Below are 21,648 nucleotides of genomic sequence, written 5' to 3'. Positions count from 1 at the left end.
TTACAACAACTATGAAAATAGAACAGATTTATACCGGATGTATCGCTCACGCCGCTTATTATATTGAAAATAACGGTGAGGCTGCCATATTTGATCCTCTTCGTGAAGTACAGCCTTATATTGATAAAGCCGCTAAAGACAATGCGAAAATCAAGTACATTTTCGAGACGCATTTTCATGCCGATTTCGTTTCCGGACACCTGGATTTATCTAAAAAAACAGGTGCTCAGATCATTTACGGGCCAACAGCGAAACCAAATTTCGAAACCATCATTGCAGAAGACAATCAGGAGTTCAAAATTGGTAATGTTACCATCAAAGCCCTGCACACACCGGGACACACACTGGAAAGTACAACCTACCTGATAATTGATGAAAACGGAAAAGAACACGGCATCATTACCGGAGACACTTTATTTATTGGCGATGTGGGACGACCGGATTTAGCGCAGAAAGTAGCTTCCGATTTAACACAGGAGAAATTGGCCGGAATGTTGTTTGATTCGCTTCGCAATAAAATCATGCCCTTGTCTGACGATTTGATCGTGTATCCCAACCACGGTGCCGGAAGTGCCTGCGGGAAAAACATGAGCAAGGAAACCACTGACACTTTAGGCAATCAGAAGAAAGTAAATTACGCGTTGCGTGCCGATATGACCAAAGAAGAGTTCATTACTGAATTATTGGACGGATTGGGTGCGCCACCAGCTTATTTTCCACAAAACGTAATGATGAACATTCAGGGTTACGAAAGCCTGGACACGATTATCACCAAAGGAAAAACCGCATTGGAACCCGCTGCTTTTGAAGCTGTGGCCAACGAGTCGGAAGCGTTGATCTTAGACGTCCGCCATCAGGATTTCTTTGTAAAGGAACATGTTCCGGGATCGATTTTTATTGGTTTGGACGGCAATTTCGCTCCTTGGGTAGGCGCTTTAATCATGGATGTAAAACAACCTATTTTGCTGATTACTCCAGAAGGCCGCGAAGAAGAAGCCATCACAAGACTTGCCCGGGTTGGATTTGACAATTGTATCGGCTATTTAAAAGGCGGAGTTGAAGCCTGGAAAACAGCAGGATTTGAAACCGACAGCATCGTTTCCATTTCACCGGAGAAATTTGCCGCAGAAAAAGACCAGACCAAATTAGTGGTTGTGGATTCCAGAAAACCGGGAGAATATTCCGCGGAACACGTAGAAAATGCTATCAACATTCCGTTGGATTTTGTAAACAGCCAACTATCGGAAGTTCCTAAAAATGAAGATTTCTATTTGCATTGTGCCGGCGGTTACCGATCTGTAATCATGTCCTCGATCTTAAAGTCAAGAGGCTATCACAATATGATCAATGTGGAAAAAGGTATGGCCGGAATACGGAATACCGGTGTCACGCTGACTAATTTTGTCTGTCCGTCGACCTTAAAATAACAACTTAAAAATCAGGAGAAATCCTGATTTTTTCTTTTACGACCCTAACAAAATTTTAATAAAACCTATACCAAATGCTTAGTATTTTTAAATACTTTTGCACCTCAAACAATTAAACATAAAAATGAAGCAAATTCTTGTATTGGCTGCCTTAACCGTTTTGGCTTCGTGCAGCAAAGTTGGCGACAACGAATTTTTAATTACCGGAACAGCAAAAGGCTTTGAAAACGGAACTCCCGTAATCCTTCAGTATCAGGGAGACATGGGACCGGTTGCCAAAGACACGGTTAAGATCGAAAACGGAAAATTCGAATTTAAAGGCAATGTGGACAGCGTGGACATCAGCTTTATTAAAATCGATAATCCAAGTGCCAACGTTCCTTTTTTCCTTGAAAACGGAGAGATTAACATTGCTATCCAGAAAGATTCAGCCCATCTGACCAAAATTTCGGGTACTGCAAACAATGATGAACTTCAAAAATATAATGAAGACGGCTTAAAACGCTATAAAGATTTTATCAATTTCAGAAAAGACAACGAGAAAAAGTACATGGAAGCAGAATCTAAAAAAGATACAGCTACAGCAAATTCTCTGATGAAAAAATTAATGTCTTTGCAAAAAGCCATGGTGGAACAGCCTAAAGAATACATGACCAAAAATTCGAACAAATTGTTGGCGGTAATCATTATGGAAAACTTTTCTTCAAGAGGAATGGTTCCGGTTGAGGAAATCAAAGCACAATTGGCGAAATTCGACAAAGAGCTTTTAAAAACAAGAGCAGCCATCCGAATTAAGAAACTTATCACTCCGGTTAAAGAAATCGCAGCAGGAATGGAAGCTCCGAACTTTTCGGCACGCACCCCTGAAGGTAAATTAGTTACTTTAAAACAATCTTTAGGAAAAGTGACTATTGTTGATTTCTGGGCTTCATGGTGCGGACCATGTCGTGCGGAAAACCCTAATGTAGTGGCGCTTTACAATGAATTTCACGAAAAAGGATTGAACATTATAGGGGTTTCTTTGGACAAAGATGCTGCTAAATGGAAAGAAGCTATTGCCAAAGACCAATTAACCTGGGCTCAGGTTTCCAACCTTAAAGCCTGGGAAGATCCAATTGCAAAACTATATAACGTAAAAGCGATCCCGGCTACCTTCATTTTAGATGCCAGCGGAAAAATCGTTGCAAAAGACCTTCGCGGTGCGGAATTAAAAGCAAAAATCGCAGAATTATTGGCGAAATAAGCCCAGTAAAACCTGTTTTATACAAAAATCTCCTTCGGGGGATTTTTTTATGTATTTCAATTCCAACCGATTAAAAAAAAGTTGTGAATTATCTTTATTTAACGCTTGCAAAACGAAAAAACAGTTCTATATTTGCAACCGCAATAAGCAATTATGCGTTGGGGAGATACTCAAGCGGCCAACGAGGGCAGACTGTAAATCTGCTGGTTACACCTTCGCAGGTTCGAATCCTGCTCTCCCCACAAACTAAATGAATAAGAAAAAAGCACCAAGTTTTACTTGAGTGCTTTTTTTGTTTCATTTAGTTTGAGTAAGGTTCCACCTTACTCAGGATCACGCAATGAAGTGGAGTAATCCATGTACATTCTATAAATGATAGCACCAAGTTTTACTTGAGTGCTTTTTTGTTTCATTTAGTTTGAGTAAGGGAACCTTACTCAGGATCACGTAACGAAGTGGAGTAATCCATGTACATTCTATAAATGATAGCACCAAGTTTTACTTGAGCGTTTTTTTGTTTTTATAAGCTTGAGTAAGGTTCACCTTACTCAGGATCTCGGAACGAAGTGGAGTAATCCTTATATCTTCAATTGAACAATAAAGCCAACGGAGTCTAATTGAGCCTTTTTATATTCAGCCTTCAAAGCCTCACCATTTAAGGCAAACCAACATACTCTTTGTACCCAACAGTGTTATTACTGTTTTTATAAAAGATATAATAATCGTCGCCGCCCTGATAACTCACATCTATTCTCAGGGTATCCTTCAAAATTCTTTTATAGGAAACCTCCGCGCTTACTGCTTTGACCTGAAAATCCCCGGAGGGTAATTTTTCCAGTAAATTCTCCTTCAGATGCGACGGTGCTTCGTCGTAAAATAGTTTATAAGCCTTTTCAAATGTTGTTTCTTTACATGCGCAGGTCTTGTTTAACGGATCATCATAGCGGGACAAGCCGTTATCATTTTCTTTGCAGATAAAAAGCGACGGTTTTACTTCTAAAGTATCTTGTTGGAGATTGACTGTTTCTTCAGCAAGAGTGTCTTTTTTCGCGTCGTGCATTGTCGCATCATTATTGTTCTTTTTACAACTTGACAAAGTGCATATGGCCATAATCAAAAATAGTGTCGGTCTGCTCATTTTCAACTTAATTTTTATAGTTACGAATCCCTTGTTCTTCCTTTGGAATCCATATTTCATTTGGTTACAATTTAATTCCAACAAATATAGAAGTAACATCGCATCCTTTTCCATCAAAAAGAAAATTAATATCAGATTCTTCTGGTTATATTTGAGCACAGGATAGCATCAGCAATACTATCCTTATGATTTGATATTGGATTTACTGATAATTTTGAAACAAAAATGACACTTTTAGAAAACAAGAAATTATTGTACGATGGTTTGGAAAATGACGAGTTATATACCGGAATTTTTAACGTGAACAATCACAATTTCACCTTATCCGAAATAACAATCCAGGAAATAGCGGGTTTAAAAAAGCATATTTCAGAAGAAGATTTTTCAAAAATCACACAAGAACTAAAACTTCAGACCATTGAAAATTCAGAATTCGCCAAACATTTTAAGGATTTACCCTTTTTTGAAGATTTTTACCGATCGAACGATGGGCTTTCGGTGTATTTTTTAATGAAGGAAAATCACTTATACATCTTTTCCTTTGGTGAGAAACAGCCGGCAAGATATATTTTAAATGTAGAAGCAATTTATGCAACAAGCTAAATTTCAAAAAAAAAGAGTTAGCATTTATGAAAACATTCGAAGACTTAAAAAAGGAAACACCACTAAAAAGATTTATTGAAAATGAATTCGGCACCCTGTATATTCAACAAGACTATCAAAATGGTAAAGATGCAATTATAAGGCATTTTGATAAAGAAGTACTTCCTGAATTCATCCCGACTTATATACTTCTGTATGATGAACTTGTGAAATGGATTGACAGCAAACCGGATATTAAAGAATATGTTTTTATCCCTAAACTACTTGAGGTTGGTGACGATTACACTATGCGTTCTTTTTATGTTTACTACAATCATATAAGAAGTTATACAGATGAATACGAGCCAATTGTTCCGCCTTCGGAATATTATGGGATGATAAATATGGTATCTTATGAATTATCTGAAGATTATGAAGCGGACAATTACCTTTCTAACGAGGAAAATATCATACATCGCATTATTCGAAAAAGCTTACTGGGAGGCACCGGTAAAACATTTTTTGATGATGAATTGCAAAAATTTATCATTGTTGAACCAAAAATCTCCATAACCGATTTACAAGAGTGGAAACAAAAAAAGGAAGCAAAAGCGTAAAGATACTTAAACACGGAAGCAATGATATGGAAGCAAATTTTCCATAATCCAAAAAAAAGCCCTCAACAATGTTAAGGGCTTTCTCTATATTCATTTTCAAATTAATCCAACTGAAAACTAACCTGAACGTTAGCCGTGATCTCAATTTCACCAACTGCTAATGTTTCTCTTGGCGCAGAGGCATCTTCAGCCATAGTCATCGCAGCGCCTTTAAACATCGGTTGCGGGTAATATACCTGAGTATTATCCGAAATCAATATTGCTTTCCCTATTTTCTGATTCAGCACGGAAACGTAATCCTCCGCTTTCTTCTTGGCATTTAGCATTGCTTTTTTTCGGGCATCACTTTCATATTCGGCCATTTTTGAGGATTTAAATTCCACACCGCTAATGGTGTTAATACCGGTATCCATTACATCCATCATAAAAGCATCGTACTTGGCAATGTTTTTCAGGGTAACCGTAATGGACTGATTAGCCTGAAAGGTGTACTTTTTGGTCTGATAATCATAATTCTTATACAAACTCATTTGTGAGGTCTGAAAATCGGTTGCCGGGATATTGTGCTTTTTGATGTACTTAATCACTTTTTCGATAATGATATCGTTTTGCTTTTTCACTTCGGCAGCTTCCTTTCCGTTATTCTGCACACCAAGCTGAATAACCGTAATGTCCGGAGTAACTTTTATCTTTCCTTCCCCACTCACTGAAATTTGTGGTACCTGTGGGCTTTTGTGTTCCTGTGCAAATGTTGTCATCGTAAAAACAATCATTAAGATTAGTGCTATTTTTCTCATATTTTTAAATTTAGTAAATATAATTCAAACTGTATGCCAAACTTAAATTTTACCGGTTTTTTCTAAAATAAACAACAAAACAATCGGGATTAGCAGCAAAACAACCGTAAAAGTATTATCATAAAACATTGAAGGTACTTGCGACAATGTAATGATATAGCCGCCGATAGCCCCGCCAAAGTGTGCCGTGTGCCCTATATTGTCATTTTTGGCTTTCATACCGTATATCGAATACAGCAGGTACCCGATACCGAAAAGATAAGCCGGAACAGGAATTACAAAATACAGTCCCAAAAGTCGATCCGGTTCAAACAATATCGCCGAATACAAAACCCCCGTTACCGCACCAGAAGCTCCGATAGCCCTGTAATAATAATCGTTTTTATGAAAATACAGCGACAATAAACTACCGAAAAGAAGACTCCCAAAATACACCAACACAAAATGTATCACCCCCATTTTTTCAATAACCGTAGGCGCAAAAAAATACAGCGTAAGCATATTGAAAATAAGGTGCATAAAATCCGCATGCAAAAAACCGGAAGTGATTAAGCGTAGGTGTTCACCTGCCCTTATACTCCCTATGTGAAACTCATATTTCCTGAAAAATGACGTATCGTTAAAGCCTCGGTAACTTGTTATCGCCGTAATGGCAATAATGAACAATAAAACTGGATGCATAGAATGGATTTTCGAATGGTAAATTTATCAATTGTTTCTTTAGGGAATGTTAATTAAATGCAAGAATAATTGGTTTAAAAAGTATATTTGTAAAAAATTATCCGAATGCAGTTACTGATTTATATTATCTTCTACCCAATCTTATGGGGTATTTCCGTATTGCCATTTCCTTTGTTTTATTTTCTTTCCGATTGCATTTACGTTTTAGTATATCGCCTGATAGGATACCGAAAAAAGACGGTTAGAGCGAATATCGCCATGGCCTTACCACATTTATCAGAAAAAGAAAGAAGGACTATAGAGAAAAAGTTCTACCACCATATGTGCGACATGTTTCTTGAGATGATCAAAACCATGACCATTTCAAGGAAAGAAATAGAAAAACGTTTCCGTTATACCAATCTTGAGGTTTACCACGATTTAGAAAAAAAAGGCAAAAGTATCGCTTTGATGTGCGCCCATTATGCGAGTTACGAGTGGGTAATCTCCATGAACTACCACAGTAATCACAAAGGCTACGGGATTTACAAACGAATAGCAAACCCGCATTTTGACAAATTGGTTCGAAATATCCGATCAAAGTTCAACGCCTACCTGATTACGACCAAAGAAACGAAATCCACCATTGAGAATAACAGTATAAATGGAATTTTAGGGCTTTACGGTTTTGCAAGTGATCAAACGCCAAGATGGTCCAAACACTTGTATTGGTATGAGTTTATGGGTATTGAAACCCCAATCCATATTGGAGCCGAAATGCTGGCTAAACGCTTCGACATGAATGTGATTTTCCTGAAGGTCCGAAAAGTAAAAAGAGGCTATTATGAAGCTTCCTTCGAAATTTTGAGCGAAGACGTAAACTCGGTTCCCAACTATCAGCTTTCGGAACAATTCATTAAAAAAGTAGAACAGCAAATTTATGAAGCACCGGAATTTTACCTCTGGACACACAAACGCTGGAAACATAAAAAAGAAAAGTCCCTTGATTAAAGGGACTTTTTATTTATAGCTTAAACCATTTGGCAACCATTTCTTTTTCTTTGTGAAGAGCATTCTTATGAAGAAACTCATTCGAATTTTTATTGTATGTGTAATCATTCGCCCATTCCTTATGTTTTTCCGCCAATGCCTTAATGCTGTCACAAACGTATTCAATTTCTGCAGAAGTTGTGGTCGGATGGATTGACATACGGATCCAACCCGGTTTCTCGATCAAATCCCCTGCCGTAATCTTATCCGTCAGGTAATGCGACTGCTCCTGATCCACGTGCAACAAATAATGCCCGTAAGTCCCTGCGCAGCTGCAACCTCCGCGTGTTTGGATTCCAAAACGATCGTTTAGTAATTTCACACCTAAATTAAAATGTAAATCATTAATATAGAATGAAATTACTCCCAACCTGTTTTCATGTTGACCTGCTAAAATATTAAGATTAGGAATCGCTTTCAGTTGTTCGAAAACATAATCCACAATTTCATGCTCGCGTTTTAAGATGTTGTCCACACCCATTTGCTCTTTCAGCTGAATCGCCAAAGCGGTTTTGATCACCTGAAGGAATCCCGGTGTCCCACCGTCTTCACGTTCTTCAATATTGTCTAAATATTTGTGCTCGCCCCAAGGATTTGTCCAGCTTACCGTTCCGCCTCCCGGATGATCCGGCACCATGTTTCGGTACAGTTTCTTATTGAAAATCAATACACCCGAAGTTCCAGGGCCGCCTAAAAACTTATGCGGTGAAAAGAAAATCGCATCCAGATAGCCTTGCGGTCTGTCCGCCGGATGCATGTCAATTTTGATGTAAGGTGCCGAACAGGCAAAATCCACGAAACAAACACCATTATACTGGTGAACCAATTCTGCAATTTCATGATAAGGCGTTCGGATTCCGGTAACATTGGAACATCCTGTAACGGAAGCAATTTTAAGTGCTCTGTCTTTATATTGCTCCAATAAAGCCTTAAAACTATCCAGACAAATCAAACCTTTTTCACAGGCAGGAATCACTTCTACTTTAGCAATGGTTTCCAGCCATGAGGTCTGATTGGAATGGTGTTCCATATGGGTAATGAAAACCACCGGCTTTTTCTCTTCCGGTACCTGTGTATATTTTTGAAGGTTTTCAGGTACTTTAAGCCCTAAGATTCGCTGAAATTTATTCACCACTCCCGTCATTCCGGAACCGTCAACAATCAAAATATCATCTTCGTTACTGTTGACATGGTGTTTGATGATGTGACGTGCTTCGTGGTACGCCATGGTCATAGCTGTTCCCGACACTGTAGTTTCCGTGTGGGTATTGGCTACGAAAGGCCCGAATTCATTGATGATTTTCTCCTCAATGGGACGGTACAAACGTCCGGAAGCGGTCCAATCAGTATAAATAATTTTCTGGGTACCAAAAGGCGATTCAAACTCCTGATTGATCCCTATAATATTGTTCCTGAACTGCTGAAAATACTGTTCCAGTTGTGTTGTTTTTTCAGTTGTAGTCATTGTTATTCCATTTGCGGTCAAAGATACATTTTTTTGATAATTAGAGGGACTGATTCCCAATGATTTTGGATGCATTTAACATATTCTTATGCGACTGTTATTCCTTTTTAAAACTATCTTAGTACAATAAACAATTCACTATGAAATTCGACATCACCACCGCAATAACCTTTTTGGAACGAACACCTGCACTTTTGGAGGTACAACTGAAAAACCTGCCCGAGCCATGGCTGCACTGCAATGAAGGCGAGGCAACCTGGAGTGCTTTCGACATTGTAGGTCATTTGGTTCACGGAGAAAAAACCGATTGGATTTCACGTCTGGAAATCATATTGTCGGACAATGAAGACAAATCCTTCTCCCCTTTTGACCGTTTTGCCATGTTTGAAGACAGTAAAGGAAAATCGATGGAACAGCTTTTAGTGGAATTCAAAACGCTACGGGAACGAAATTTAGGCATTCTAAAATCGAAAAAACTAACGGAAAATGATTTTAACCGAACCGGCATCCATCCCGTATTTGGCGAAGTTACCTTATCACAATTGCTGAGTTGCTGGATGGTGCACGATCTGGATCATTTAGCACAGATTGACCGGGTAATGGCCAAACAATACAAAGAAGAAGTGGGTCCCTGGACCGCTTTTTTAAGGATTCTTTCCTAAAGAAAAAAAGTCGGTTGTAGGATAAACATTCTGTAACAAACAGGTAAAATTCACTTAACATTCTTGTATCACAAAACGTTTATATTCGGCTCAGTATTAATTACAAATCATTAAAACATGGGGCTTTTCAAGAGAAAGGAGAAGAAATTCATTGCCGAAATAAGCAAAAAAAACAAATTGTATCATAACGATATCGAAAAGGAAATCCAGTATTTAATGGACGATCTGAAAGATAATTTCCGACAGAACAAATTAAATATTGAAGAATTCAAGTCATTTATTGCATCAGTCAAAACAAAGCTTTCAGAGGAAGAATTATTAAAACTGGACGTATACTCAGATCAGGCTGTCAAAATGAAAAGCTGTGCCAAAAAAGGAATTGAAGCTCTTAACCATCTTTACAGGGAACAGCAAAAACTATCAAAAGAAGTCTTACGCGATTATGAAGAATACCTAACTTAATGTAATTTTCTTTCATAATTTTCAATTAAGCGGTCATTATTACTTTTTATCGATTTTCAATTATTTAATGTTAAATCAATATAAAATTAACATTACATTTGACTGATTCATAACAAATTATAGTAACCGTTTAAAATTCTTCATCATGGGTATCTTTACACGTAACGACAGAAAATTCCTTAAAGATTTTTTACAAAAGAGTGAACACAATTCTCATGATATTGAGAAAGAGATTGACGAGTTTTTGGTGGATTTACAGTCCGAATATGAAGAAAACACTTCCGTAGTTAACGAATTCAATGAATTGGTAAATGAACTTCGCGACAAACTTCCGCCAACAGACGCTAAACGTTTGATGGATTTCTCGACCAAGTTGTTAAGTGTTAGACGTTGTGCCAGAAAAGGTGTTGAAGCCTTGCGCGAACTGTCGCGTGACCAACACAAACTTACCCGTGAAATACACCGCGATTACGAAGAATTCCTGCATTTACGCTAATTATCGCGTAAAAACCAGCGTATTTCCTTTTGATAACGACGCATCATACTTATAGCCCTCGTAGTTGAAACCTTTCAGATCTTCGAGGGTTTCTGCATTGGTATCAATAATGTAACGCACCATCATCCCGCGGGCTTTCTTGGCAAAAAAACTGATCATCTTCAGTTTTCCGTCTTTATAATCTTTGAACTCCGGAGTGATTACCGATACTTTTAAGGCTTTCACATCAACGGCCGAAAAATATTCATTGCTCGCCAGATTGATAAACAAATCGCCTTTCTTCAAATCTTTATTAAGCTCTTTGGTGATTTTCGTTTTCCAGAATTCATACAGGTTTTTGTTCTTCCCGATCGGCAGCTGCGTCCCCATTTCCAAACGATATGGCTGAATCAGATCCAACGGCTTCAAAAGACCATATAAACCGGAAAGGATTCTTAATTTATCCTGCAAAACATTCAGTTTGTCTTCCGGCAAGGTATACACATCCAACCCGATATAAACATCCCCGTTAAAAGCATAAACCGCCGGACGCGCGTTCTCGTGGGTAAACGGTGTCGCCCATTCCTGGTTGCGCTGCCAGTTCAGATCGGCCAGCTTGTCTGAAATATCCATGAGTTCCATTAATTGCTTCGGTTTTTTCTTTTTAAGGACTTTATGTACCGAATTAGCTTCTTTCAAAAAACAAAAATCTGAATATTGCTTCGTTGGTAATTGCTTTTCAAAATCAAGGGATTTGGCCGGAGAAATAACTATTTTCATGTTGGAATCGTTGAAACTGGAGTTTTTTCAAAAGTACAAAACAGATTCCTACTTTTTCGCTTTAAAAAACTAAAAAAATCATTACATTAGAGTTTCTAAAAACAGAAATGAAACGACTGATTGTCACAGCATTACTTTTTTATTACGCGTTGGGAACGTTTGTTTTACCCATGAGCGACTTTTCTATGGTAACAAAGCTTCCGCAAATGTATGCAAATTGCAAAGCTACTGAAGACTGCGATATGGATACGATTGATTTTGTAACGGATCATCTGCTTAACTTCGACGGGCTTTTTGACGAACATGGCCAAGATGATGATCAAAAACCACATCAGCCCTTCCAAAACCAGACTATCACTTTCCAATTGTTCGCTCCTGTGGCTTTTGAGTTTACCCTGCCTAAAAACAATATTCCTTACATTCCAAAGAATAAAATCCCAATTATCTCAAAAAATATAGTTACTGACAATTTCACATCACGAAAATTACGCCCTCCAATTGTTTAAAGGCATTTTATAAAATTCATTAACATTCATTAACATTACTTACTCTATGAAAACAAAATTAATATTAGCCGTTTTGGCTTTAATTATAAGTGCTTCATCAGCTTTCGCCCAAAAAATAGCGAATGACGAAGTACCTGCAGAAGTACTGAAAAGTTTTAAGTTAAAATTCCCTTCTTCGACAGCCAAAAGCTGGGAAATGGAAGGTGATGCTGAATATGAAACCGATTTCGATTTAAAAGGAAAGAAACATTCTGCTACGTTTGACAAATCCGGAAAATGGCTGGAAACCGAAACCGAAATCAAAATTTCAGAACTTCCAAAAGCGGTTAGCGCTGCTGTAACAAAAGACTTTGCCGGTTTTAAAATCGTGGAAGCTGAAAAAGCAGAAACGTCCGATCACGGAACCGTTTACGAAGTAAAGGTTAAAAAAGACAAAGATGTTTACGATGTTAGACTGTCCTCGGACGGAAAAATCCTGAAAAAGGAAACTGAAAATAACGAAGAGGAAAACGATTAACCTTTTCAGCAGTAAAAAAAGCCCCTTTTTGGGGCTCTTTTTTTTAATATCTTTAACCACATTGCTTATTTACAAAGTAACTTTATAAAAATCTGATAATGAAATTCCTGATCATTGAAACCGAAAACCTTATACTGCGAAAACTTACACCTGAAGTTTATGCTCATGTTTTCAATGCTTATTCCGAAGATGATATCAAAACCTTTTTCGGACTGGAAACGCAGGCTGATTTTATAAAAGAAAAGGAAAAGTTTCAAAAGGGCATGGCAACTTACAACCGTTCCTTTGCCAATTTCCAGTTAATCGATAAAACTTCTGATGAAATCATCGGCGGATGCGGGTTTCATACCTGGTATACGGAACATGCCCGTGCCGAAATCGGTTATGCTTTAAAAGACGACCGATTCAAAGGCAGAGGAATCATGACCGAAGCACTTCGGGAAGTAATCAACTATGGTTTCAATACAATGCAACTCCATCGTATTGAAGCTTTTATTAGCCCTGCGAATATGGCCTCCCTAAAACTGGTCACCAACCTTGGGTTCAGCAAAGAAGGACATCTCCGTGAACATTATTGCAAAAACGGTATCATAGAAGATTCTTTAGTTTATTCGCTTTTAAAATCTGAATTCCAACCATAAAAAAAGCCCCTAAAAAGGGGCTTTAAAATGCAATCTCATTACCAATTTTATTATTTAACGATTACTTTTTTATTAACTTCTCCAGACTCATCATAAACCCTTACATTGTAAACCCCTGAAGCTTTTTTACCGTTTCTTGAGAAAACATCATACTCAATTTTAAACGGTTTTCTGGATTTAGCATCGATGGTTGTCTTGTAAATCATTTCTCCCGTAGTCAAATCATTGATCTCAATAGTTGATGCTTTTGAAGGGGATTTAATATCCACCATCAACGGCTGACCATTTGACACAGGGTTACTGTAAAGGGTAACCGCCAATCTGCCATAAGCAAATTCTTCCGATGTAAAGGTTTGCCCTAAACATAGTGAATTCACTCTATGTACTACTTTATAAACACAATTTTCATCCAAACCACTAAAAACTACCGCAGTATTAAAGTTCGTTGTTCTTGACACTATTGCATGTTGTGTCCAAACACCTGTGTTTCCGCAATCTTTATATAAAATAAAATCCTCAGCATCATAGTATGGTGTATTAGCAGCATTGTTCTGTACTGTAATCGTAGCTGTAGAACCAAACGGATTATACGTAATGGTAAACTCCGTGTTTGGTGTACAACATTCCTCAACCGTAAAACAAGTTGTTGAAGTACAGCCCGTATTCCAGGTAACCGTTACACAGTACTGACCATCACCCATATTGTTAATTCTATAACCTCCTGAAAAAGGTGTTCCCCCATTATAAGTCCATTGGTAGGAAACCGCGTCTGCGAAAGCGGCAGGGAAACCAACATATAAAGGTGTTTTACCGCAATATTTCACATCTTTTATGGATACAGCAGGACCAGTTCCTTGAATTACACTGATCGTTTTGGAAGAAGTACAACCGTATTGATTAGTAACCACTAAGGTATAAGTACCATATTGCGTTGGTGTATAGCATTGATTATGAGAAACCAATACCGACGTTTGCGTCACAGGATCAACATAATACCAAGAATACGTAAAAGTATAGGTACTTGTATTGGACGGTCCGCAGATCGGCTGAAAATTACTGTTACAAACACTGATGCTATTCGGTAAAATGATTTTTGGCAGCAAGATGGCCGAAACAGTCACAGTGGCCGTAGCTTGACAAGGTGAACCTGCATTCCAGGCTGTAACGGTATAAGTCCCAGCAGTACTTACATTGATTGACGAGGTTGTAGCACCGGTAGACCATGAATAATTCGTATAACCAGAAGACGCTGTTAAAGTAGTCGATTGGCCGGCGCAAAAATAAGTGCTTCCTGTAATAGAAACCGTTGGTGTGTTTTTTATTAAACTTGTTTCATCAATGTATATTGAAAAATTATTGGCACTTGCATCTCCGTCATTTTTAATACGAAACAATATCCTGTTGTATAAACCGGCCTGAGCACTAGTTAATGTAAAATCTTTACAATACTGATGCCAGGCATTGTCATTTGGAATAGCCGGTGTCTCAAAAAGTAAAAGTCCATTACAGCTATTTCCGTTTACCAACAACACTTCAATGATTTGCTTTCCGTAATCTAAATAAGTCAACTGGTTTGGACCTACAGCACCCCAAAAACAAACCCTATAACAACCCGAATTTAATGTTTCCGTTAAAGTTCCTGTTATGCGTTCCCCTACTATCTGGTCGCCTAATGGCCCAGCATTTTCTGTTTGCCATAAGTGTGCATAACGATCATCCCCATTCGAGGTTGATGTTCTTTCTTCTATATTGCCCCAATTATTTACAGGGACATCAATAGCACTATTTGTTGTATTTCTGTCCAATAAATCCGCACCAGTAGCTGGAGCTGTCATTAAATAAGCATCTGTACAAGGCTGTGTCCAACCGGTTGCATAATGAATTTGTCCGGTTGCGGTTGGTACCGGACCAGTTTCAAAATCGGGATTCGATATAAGATTTTGTGAAAATCCTAATTGAGCGGCACACAAAAGTACCAGATAGAATAGTGTTTTTTTCATACTAATTTTTTTAGGTTGTGAGTTTAATGGTGACAAAACTATTTATACCTGCTTTTCTAAAACTAACGTTTACAAGAGATTGTGACGAACACGATTAAAATAGTGACGAAAATTCCTAAACTTTTTAATTATGAAATAAAATGAGTGACACTTCTAAACAAACTGCACACAATTTTCATTCCTAAGTTAATCCCTACAAATTAAAAACAATAAAAAAAGACAATTAACTGTATAAAAAAACGCCCCGAAGTTCGGGGCGTTTTAATTTATTTATAAAGCTAATTACACTTTCAAACCTGCTAAACTTTGCTCGATCGTAGCGATTTTTGCCAAAGCATCCGCTTCTTTTTTGCGTTCCATTTCGATTACTTTCTCAGGAGCACCGCCTACAAATTTCTCGTTGGACAATTTCGCCTGAACCGATTTAAGAAAACCTTTGTTGTATTCCAATTCTTCGGTTAACTTCTTGATTTCCGCATCGATATCAATATTTCCGGTAATCGGAATAAAGTATTCGTTCGATTTTACTCGGTAGGATAATGCACCGTCAACTTTTTCGGAAACGTAGTCCAAATTCGTAACGTTACCCAATTTCTTAATAATCGAATCAAAGAATACAGTAGCATTTTCGTTGTTCACCACTTTCAGTTCGATAGCATCTTTGAACGGAATGTTTTTGTCTTTACGGATGGTACGGATTCCTGAAATTACCTCAGTAGCAAAATCAAAAGCTCCGATTAACTTCTCGTCAAACGATTTTATTTCCGGCCATTGTGAAACAATCAAAGCTTCTTCCGGAGTTCTTTCGGCAATGTACTGCCAGATTTCTTCCGTTAAGAACGGCATGAACGGATGTAACAATTTCAGGTTCGCCTCTAACATTTCAATCGCTTTGTTGAATGTTGCGCGGTCGATCGGTTGCTGGTATCCCGGTTTAATCATCTCAAGGAACCACGAACAGAAATCGTCCCATACCAATTTATAGATGGCCATTAAAGCATCTGAAATTCTATATTTTTCGAAATTATCTTCAATTTCCGCTAAGGTTTTCTGCAATTTTGCTTCATACCATTCAATAGCAACTTTTGACGATTCCGGTTGTGCAATATCCGCTACTTCCCAGCCTTTGATCAAGCGGAACGCGTTCCAGATTTTATTGGCAAACGCTTTTCCTTGGTTGCATAATTCTTCGTCGAATAAAATATCATTTCCTGCCGAAGCACTCAACAACAAGCCACAACGAACGCCGTCCGCACCGAATTTCTCGATCAAATCCAAAGGATCCGGTGAGTTTCCAAGCGATTTCGACATTTTACGACCTTGTTTGTCACGTACCAAACCGGTTAAATATACATTACTGAACGGTTTTGCATCGGCATATTCGTAACCGGCGATAATCATACGGGCTACCCAGAAGAACAAAATGTCCGGTCCGGTTACCAAATCGTTGGTCGGATAGTAATATTTAAAATCTTCGTTGTCCGGATTCATGATACCTCCGAAAACTGCCATTGGCCATAACCATGAGGAAAACCAGGTATCTAAAGCATCCGCATCTTGACGTAAATCAGAAGCTTGCAGATTTGAATTTCCTGTTTTTTGTTTTGCCAATTCCAGAGCTTCTGCCGGAGTTTCCGCTACTACAAAATCTTCTTTTCCTTCTCCATAGAAATAAGCCGGAATTTGCTGTCCCCACCATAACTGACGGGAAATGTTCCAGTCGCGGATGTTTTCCATCCAGTGACGGTAGGTATTGTTGAATCTTGAAGGATATAACTTCACTTCATCGGATTCCAAAACAGCTTTGATGGCCGGTTTAACCAAATCTTCCATTTTCAGGAACCATTGATCTGACAAACGCGGTTCGATAACGGCTTTGGTTCTTTCAGAAGTTCCGACTTTGTTCAGGTGGTTTTCAACTTTTGTTAAAGCACCAATCGTTTCTAATTCTTTTGAAATTTCCTCACGAACCACGAAACGGTCTTTCCCCTGATAATGCAATCCGAAAGAATTTAACGTAGCATCTTCGTTGAAAATATCGATGATTTCCAGGTTGTGTTTTGCACCTAATTCCTTATCGTTTACATCGTGTGCCGGTGTAACTTTCAAACATCCGGTTCCGAATTCCATATCTACGTATTCGTCAAAAATGATTGGAATTACGCGGTTGCAGATGGGAACGATGGCTTTTTTACCTTTCAGATGCTGGTAACGCTCGTCTTCCGGGTGAATACAGATAGCCGTATCCCCTAAAATCGTTTCCGGACGCGTGGTGGCAATGGTTACAAATTCGTTAGAGCCTTCAATCTGGTACTTTAAATGATATAGTTTTCCTTGTCTTTCTTCGTAGATTACTTCTTCGTCGGACAAAGTGGTTTTTGCTTCCGGATCCCAGTTTACCATACGGTAACCACGGTAAATCATACCTTTATTGTACAAATCCACAAAAGAACGGATTACCGAAGCGGACATATCTTCATCCATGGTGAATTTGGTACGGTCCCAATCACAAGAACATCCTAATTGCTTAAGCTGTTCAAGGATAGTTCCTCCGTATTTATCGGTCCATTCCCAGGCGTGTTTTAAAAATTCCTCGCGGGTTAAATCGTTTTTGTTGATGCCTTCCGCTTTTAGTTTGGCAACTACTTTTGCCTCTGTCGCAATGGAAGCGTGATCTGTTCCCGGTACCCAACAGGCGTTGAAACCTTTTAATCGGGCACGACGGATTAATACATCCTGAATGGTGTTGTTCAACATATGGCCCATGTGCAACACACCGGTTACATTGGGTGGCGGAATTACAATGGTATATGGGGTTCTATGGTCCGGTTTGGATTGAAAATAATTGTTTTTCATCCAGTAATCGTACCATTTTTTTTCTACAAGTTTGGCTTCAAATTGAGCGGGTATCATGTTTATCTATGTGTTTAAGGATTAAAAGTTTAAGACAATTTAAACTTTAAAAAAATAAGTTTACAAAAATTCAAATAGTATCCTTTTTAGCCCCGATGGCAGTCTCGTTATTCATAACGAGATAGTGCGTACAGCGGGAACAGGGATTACAGAGACAAGCCGTTGACTCGCTCCCCAAAAAAATCGATATGAAATAATTTCTGGTACACTTTTTGTAATTTATATCGCAAAAATAACCATAACTGAGCAAATAAAAAAAGAGCGTTAAAATATTTGTTCATTTATTAAAACAATGTAATTTTACAGTAACTATTAAAACTTAAGACAATGAAAAAATTATTAGGATTAGTTGCCATTTTAGCTTTCAGTGTTGCCTCATATGCTCAAAAAGGCCCTAAAATTGAATTCAAAGCAAAAGATAACACTATCGATTATGGTACCGTTAGCAAAGATGCAGACAACGGCATAAGAACTTTCGAGTTTACCAATACCGGTGATGCTCCTTTGATCATTACCAACGTGCAGTCTACTTGCGGATGTACTGTTCCGTCTAAACCGACCGAACCGATCATGCCAGGTAAAACCGGTAAAATTGACGTAAAATACAACATGAACCCAGGAAAAATTTCCAAAACCATTACAGTGGAATCCAATGCTGTTAACGTGGAAGGCGGTAAAGTAGCTTTACGTATTAAAGGAGAAGTTATCGTAAAAGAAGAGAAAAACGTTTTACAAAAAGCAAAAGTCGGCCCGCAATCGTAACCCGCTTTTCTTATAAAAAATAAAAGTCCGCTCATAGCGGACTTTTTTATTTAGAGCAATTTCTTCAACTGAAAGGAGAATTTCTTTTTTACGCCTTTCCGTTCGATTTCTATTTCTATGGTTTTACCATCTTCAGACTGCAGCATTTCATCAATTCTCTTTTTGGAAAGGTTATAAGTATTTTTTCTGTCAATCCTAACTACTTTATCACCAATCTTTAACCCTGATTTTTCGGCTGGGGAATCTTTTCGGAGCGAAACCACTTCAAATACGGGTTTTAAAGAAAATTTATACAGAAGTGCATTATTATCAAAAAGTGATTTTTTCCCGTCACCATCTGCTTGTTGTCCTGCCCCGGATTGCATTTCCTGCACCCATTCCACACCAGCATGCGCAATTTCAAGACCGCTCATGTTGTAATTAAAGGGTTCGTCGTAAAAACTGTTTTTCTTAAGAAGCAGCTGACTGCCTTTGAAATCAAAAAAGACATGAAAACGTTTTAAAATACCACCACCAATGGATCCGTTACGGTTTTCAATCATACGAAGTTGTTTATACGAAGTGGTATCCGGATAAGAAACCAAGGGGGAATTAAATTTGAATTTTGAAAACTCGATTTCATTCAATCTGGATTTTTTCCCAATAACAGTACCGCCAATACCCTGTCCCAAAACATCAATAAAATAATTTTTATTACATTTCACGGTATCGCTTTCGAAAATCCACAATCCATCGCCCATTCCGGTATCGATCAATAATTTCAGATTGACGCTTTTAGTATCCATTTTAGCCTTTACATCTAAATAAGGCCGCTCGTTCACAATGTTTATGGGAAAACGCGTAAATGAATTCATTTTCCGTTTCTCCAGTATGTCACGGTTTTTATAAAGCGTGATTCTCTTTTTTTCATAATCGATATCCACAATATTGTTTTTAAAAAAAGAATACCCTAAAATACCGTTAACCGGGATTCCAATTCTTGAAGAAAAATTGAGGTTTTCATCCAAAATGATCAACAAATCGAATTTTTCGTTAACATAACCGCTAACATCCGCTTTATTATCTTCGGAAAAAACACCTTCCGCAATTTCCGCATTTCCTAAACCTGAGATTTCAATTTTTCGCGTATTATAAAGATTGATGCTGTCATTTTCGGGAAAACTGAACAACAAGGAAGGCTCGGATCCGGAATCCAGAAGCATGTTCAGTTTGGTATTGTTAATCTCAATCGGGATAATAATAAGATTGTCAACAAAGGTAAACGGAATCACAATCTTATCTTTGGAAGACTTCCACTGAAACCCTTCCTGACCCCTTGCTGTAATTGCAGTAATAAGTGTTATAACAATGTAAAAAAACAATCTCATTTCGAATATTTTCTGAAAATTACTACATCTTATCAATATTTCCTACAACTTTGAGAAATTAATAACAATTCATTTTTTTTAAATACTAAAAATAATCGCAAATTTGCACTACAAAAAAACAAACCATGCCAAAAGTTTCAAACAAAGGACAGCAAATGCCGGAATCACCTATCAGAAAGCTGGTTCCCTATTCTGAAATGGCCAAGAAAAAAGGCCACAAAGTATACCATTTAAACATCGGTCAACCGGACATCAAAACGCCTGAGGTTGCCTTGAATGCCGTAAAAAATGCAGATATTACCGTTTTGGAATACAGCCATTCCGCAGGTTTTGAAAGCTACAGAAATAAACTGGCTGCTTACTACCAAAAGCATCATTTGCCAATCAACACAGCGGATATCATCATCACCACTGGAGGATCGGAAGCCTTGCTTTTTGCTATGGGAAGCACTATGGATCAAGGTGATGAAATCATCATCCCGGAACCTTTTTACGCAAACTATAACGGTTTTTCAACCGCATCAGGAGTTAAAGTTGTACCGGTAATTTCAGGTATTGAAACTGGTTTTGCACTTCCTCCAATTGCCGATTTCGAAAAACTGATTACCCCTAAAACAAAAGCAATTTTGATTTGTAACCCCGGAAATCCAACCGGTTACTTATATTCAAAAGAAGAAATCCTTCAATTGGCTGAATTAGTAAAAAAGCACGACTTATTCCTAATCGCTGATGAAGTATACCGCGAATTTGCATACGACGGATACACCCACCACTCTGTAATGAATGTGGAAGGTCTTGAAGAGCATGCCATCATGATTGATTCGGTTTCAAAACGTTACAGTATGTGTGGCGCGCGTATCGGATGCATTGTTTCTAAAAACAAAGAAGTAATGGCTACTGCCATGAAATTTGCACAAGCACGTTTGAGCCCGCCAACCTATGCTCAGATTGCGAGTGAAGCCGCTTTGGATACACCGCAGGAATATTTCGACGATGTAATCACCGAATACAAAGACCGTCGCGACACTTTGGTTTCAGAACTAAACAAAATTGAAGGTGTAACCGTTGCCAATCCAAAAGGTGCTTTCTACTGTATCGCAAAATTACCGGTAAAAAATGCCGACGATTTCGCACAGTGGTTATTGGAATCTTACGATTTCAATGGAGAAACGGTAATGGTCGCTCCGGCTGCCGGTTTCTATTCCACTCCGGGTGTTGGCTTAGACGAAGTTCGAATCGCTTATGTTCTTAAAAAAGACGATTTAATAAAATCGGTTCAGATATTGAAAGAAGCTTTAAAAGCTTACAACAACTAAAAACAAGGCCTCCTCAAACAGGGGGCTTTTTTTATGCCTTTATTTTTTTGGGAGCAAGAACTAATACTTTTCAGAACACGTTCCGTTCCTGCTGTACGCTAACCCGAGCGAAGCGAACTGACGAAGTAATCTTTTTCCGATGGCTTCGAGAGCCTCAGCCAACGAAAAAAGGATGCCGCTCCCATCAGGGCTAGATTCAGCAGTTGTTTTTCAGATTCCTATTAAAGAAAAGAGACATGAAGCAAGAGAAAAAAAAAGCCACTCATTC

The 21,648-nt window shown here is 38.2% G+C and carries 21 protein-coding genes and 1 tRNA gene; 14 read left to right on the top strand and 8 right to left on the bottom strand.

What is annotated here, in order from left to right; all coding sequences use genetic code 11:
• Window positions 1–11: 11 nt before the first annotated feature.
• The 3 genes from ACWPKD_RS00110 (at window position 12) to ACWPKD_RS00100 (ending at window position 2,912) form a co-directional block, all read left to right on the top strand.
• Entirely contained in the window at window positions 12–1,427 is a 1,416-nt protein-coding gene (locus ACWPKD_RS00110) for an MBL fold metallo-hydrolase (protein WP_455410639.1), read from the top strand.
• A gap of 124 nt (window positions 1,428–1,551) precedes the next feature.
• Window positions 1,552–2,670, top strand: coding sequence for a DUF4369 domain-containing protein (locus ACWPKD_RS00105; RefSeq protein WP_455410638.1), 1,119 nt, complete (start codon window positions 1,552–1,554; stop codon window positions 2,668–2,670).
• Window positions 2,671–2,830: 160 nt separating this feature from the next.
• Window positions 2,831–2,912: transfer RNA gene (locus tag ACWPKD_RS00100), tRNA-Tyr, on the top strand.
• 413 nt (window positions 2,913–3,325) lie between these two features.
• Here ACWPKD_RS00100 and ACWPKD_RS00095 read toward each other — a convergent pair.
• Window positions 3,326–3,808 carry a hypothetical protein gene (locus ACWPKD_RS00095; RefSeq protein WP_455410637.1) on the bottom strand — a complete coding sequence of 161 codons (483 nt, stop codon included), beginning with the start codon at window positions 3,806–3,808 and terminating at the stop codon, window positions 3,326–3,328.
• Between the two features lie 225 nt (window positions 3,809–4,033).
• Between ACWPKD_RS00095 and ACWPKD_RS00090 the strand changes: the two genes are divergently transcribed.
• Window positions 4,034–4,411 carry a hypothetical protein gene (locus ACWPKD_RS00090; protein WP_455410636.1) on the top strand — a complete coding sequence of 126 codons (378 nt, stop codon included), beginning with the start codon at window positions 4,034–4,036 and terminating at the stop codon, window positions 4,409–4,411.
• Between the two features lie 26 nt (window positions 4,412–4,437).
• Window positions 4,438–5,007 carry a hypothetical protein gene (locus ACWPKD_RS00085; protein WP_455410635.1) on the top strand — a complete coding sequence of 190 codons (570 nt, stop codon included), beginning with the start codon at window positions 4,438–4,440 and terminating at the stop codon, window positions 5,005–5,007.
• Window positions 5,008–5,108: 101 nt separating this feature from the next.
• Here ACWPKD_RS00085 and ACWPKD_RS00080 read toward each other — a convergent pair whose 3' ends face one another.
• Both ACWPKD_RS00080 and ACWPKD_RS00075 read right to left on the bottom strand, forming a co-directional pair.
• Window positions 5,109–5,804, bottom strand: a complete 696-nt coding sequence (locus ACWPKD_RS00080) for an SIMPL domain-containing protein (protein WP_455410634.1) — start codon at window positions 5,802–5,804, stop codon at window positions 5,109–5,111.
• Between the two features lie 42 nt (window positions 5,805–5,846).
• The gene (locus tag ACWPKD_RS00075; protein WP_455410633.1) at window positions 5,847–6,485 is read right to left on the bottom strand and encodes a rhomboid family intramembrane serine protease; all 639 of its coding nucleotides are present in this window, start codon (window positions 6,483–6,485) and stop codon (window positions 5,847–5,849) included.
• Between the two features lie 105 nt (window positions 6,486–6,590).
• Here ACWPKD_RS00075 and ACWPKD_RS00070 point away from each other — a divergent pair, with 105 nt between their 5' ends.
• Window positions 6,591–7,475, top strand: coding sequence for a lysophospholipid acyltransferase family protein (locus ACWPKD_RS00070; protein WP_455410632.1), 885 nt, complete (start codon window positions 6,591–6,593; stop codon window positions 7,473–7,475).
• A 13-nt stretch (window positions 7,476–7,488) separates the two neighbouring features.
• On the opposite strand, the gene ACWPKD_RS00065 is transcribed toward ACWPKD_RS00070, so the two are convergent.
• Complete coding sequence (locus ACWPKD_RS00065; protein WP_455410631.1) at window positions 7,489–8,979, bottom strand: aminotransferase class V-fold PLP-dependent enzyme; 1,491 nt, start codon at window positions 8,977–8,979, stop codon at window positions 7,489–7,491.
• Between the two features lie 140 nt (window positions 8,980–9,119).
• Between ACWPKD_RS00065 and ACWPKD_RS00060 the strand changes: the two genes are divergently transcribed.
• The 3 genes from ACWPKD_RS00060 (at window position 9,120) to ACWPKD_RS00050 (ending at window position 10,599) form a co-directional block, all read left to right on the top strand.
• Entirely contained in the window at window positions 9,120–9,641 is a 522-nt protein-coding gene (locus ACWPKD_RS00060) for a DinB family protein (RefSeq protein WP_455410630.1), read from the top strand.
• Between the two features lie 117 nt (window positions 9,642–9,758).
• A complete protein-coding gene (locus ACWPKD_RS00055; RefSeq protein WP_455410629.1) occupies window positions 9,759–10,103 on the top strand; it encodes a hypothetical protein in 345 nt (114 codons plus the stop codon).
• Between the two features lie 145 nt (window positions 10,104–10,248).
• The gene (locus ACWPKD_RS00050; protein ID WP_455410628.1) at window positions 10,249–10,599 is read left to right on the top strand and encodes a hypothetical protein; all 351 of its coding nucleotides are present in this window, start codon (window positions 10,249–10,251) and stop codon (window positions 10,597–10,599) included.
• On the opposite strand, the gene yaaA is transcribed toward ACWPKD_RS00050, so the two are convergent.
• Window positions 10,600–11,358: a peroxide stress protein YaaA gene (gene yaaA, locus ACWPKD_RS00045; RefSeq protein ID WP_455410627.1), complete on the bottom strand. Its 759-nt coding sequence runs from the start codon at window positions 11,356–11,358 to the stop codon at window positions 10,600–10,602.
• A 107-nt stretch (window positions 11,359–11,465) separates the two neighbouring features.
• Here yaaA and ACWPKD_RS00040 point away from each other — a divergent pair, with 107 nt between their 5' ends.
• The 3 genes from ACWPKD_RS00040 (at window position 11,466) to ACWPKD_RS00030 (ending at window position 13,022) form a co-directional block, all read left to right on the top strand.
• Window positions 11,466–11,864, top strand: a complete 399-nt coding sequence (locus ACWPKD_RS00040; RefSeq protein ID WP_455410626.1) for a hypothetical protein — start codon at window positions 11,466–11,468, stop codon at window positions 11,862–11,864.
• A gap of 46 nt (window positions 11,865–11,910) precedes the next feature.
• A complete protein-coding gene (locus ACWPKD_RS00035; RefSeq protein WP_455410625.1) occupies window positions 11,911–12,381 on the top strand; it encodes a PepSY-like domain-containing protein in 471 nt (156 codons plus the stop codon).
• Window positions 12,382–12,479: 98 nt separating this feature from the next.
• Window positions 12,480–13,022 carry a GNAT family N-acetyltransferase gene (locus tag ACWPKD_RS00030; protein WP_455410624.1) on the top strand — a complete coding sequence of 181 codons (543 nt, stop codon included), beginning with the start codon at window positions 12,480–12,482 and terminating at the stop codon, window positions 13,020–13,022.
• A 50-nt stretch (window positions 13,023–13,072) separates the two neighbouring features.
• Here the strand turns inward: ACWPKD_RS00030 and ACWPKD_RS00025 are convergent, their stop codons facing one another.
• Together ACWPKD_RS00025 and ACWPKD_RS00020 are read right to left on the bottom strand one after the other, a co-directional pair.
• Window positions 13,073–15,022, bottom strand: a complete 1,950-nt coding sequence (locus ACWPKD_RS00025) for a hypothetical protein (RefSeq protein WP_455410623.1) — start codon at window positions 15,020–15,022, stop codon at window positions 13,073–13,075.
• Between the two features lie 282 nt (window positions 15,023–15,304).
• Entirely contained in the window at window positions 15,305–17,935 is a 2,631-nt protein-coding gene (locus tag ACWPKD_RS00020) for a valine--tRNA ligase (RefSeq protein WP_455410622.1), read from the bottom strand.
• Window positions 17,936–18,262: 327 nt separating this feature from the next.
• On the opposite strand from ACWPKD_RS00020, the gene ACWPKD_RS00015 reads away from it, so the two are divergent.
• Entirely contained in the window at window positions 18,263–18,697 is a 435-nt protein-coding gene (locus ACWPKD_RS00015) for a DUF1573 domain-containing protein (RefSeq protein ID WP_455410621.1), read from the top strand.
• 50 nt (window positions 18,698–18,747) lie between these two features.
• On the opposite strand, the gene ACWPKD_RS00010 is transcribed toward ACWPKD_RS00015, so the two are convergent.
• Window positions 18,748–20,064 carry a PDZ domain-containing protein gene (locus tag ACWPKD_RS00010; protein ID WP_455410620.1) on the bottom strand — a complete coding sequence of 439 codons (1,317 nt, stop codon included), beginning with the start codon at window positions 20,062–20,064 and terminating at the stop codon, window positions 18,748–18,750.
• 125 nt (window positions 20,065–20,189) lie between these two features.
• Between ACWPKD_RS00010 and ACWPKD_RS00005 the strand changes: the two genes are divergently transcribed.
• Window positions 20,190–21,380 (top strand): pyridoxal phosphate-dependent aminotransferase, encoded by a 1,191-nt coding sequence (locus tag ACWPKD_RS00005; protein WP_455410619.1) that lies wholly within the window; start codon window positions 20,190–20,192, stop codon window positions 21,378–21,380.
• Window positions 21,381–21,648 lie beyond the last annotated feature (268 nt).

The organism is Flavobacterium pedocola (assembly GCF_053764385.1).
Note: the sequence above shows the minus strand (reverse complement) of the source record. Positions and strands in the feature narration are given on the sequence as shown.